Origin of the sequence: Streptomyces sp. NRRL B-1140 (genome assembly GCF_001280065.1) — a bacterium.
Classification (GTDB): domain Bacteria; phylum Actinomycetota; class Actinomycetes; order Streptomycetales; family Streptomycetaceae; genus Streptomyces.
In genome coordinates, this window is sequence record NZ_LGEA01000026.1 from 1 (window position 1) to 327 (window position 327).

At 66.7% G+C, this 327-nt stretch carries 1 protein-coding gene; it reads left to right on the forward strand.

The genetic code is table 11. From position 1 onward, the window contains the following. Positions 1-327, forward strand: a 327-nt coding sequence (locus ADK65_RS05325; RefSeq protein WP_199825570.1) for an adenosylhomocysteinase, incomplete at both ends; no start/stop codon positions are given.

Below are 327 nucleotides of genomic sequence, written 5' to 3' on the forward strand. Positions count from 1 at the left end.
AGCCCCACCGGCGGCCCCAACATGATCCTGGACGACGGCGGCGACGCCACCCTCCTGGTCCACAAGGGTGTGGAGTACGAGAAGGACGGCAAGGTCCCCTCGCCGGAGACGGCCGAGTCCGACGAGCACCGCGTCATCCTGGAGCTGCTGACCCGCACCCTGGGCGAGAACCCCCAGAAGTGGACGCAGCTGTCCTCGGAGATCCGCGGTGTCACCGAGGAGACCACGACCGGTGTGCACCGCCTGTACGAGATGCAGCGCGACGGTGTCCTGCTGTTCCCGGCGATCAACGTCAACGACGCCGTCACCAAGTCGAAGTTCGACAAC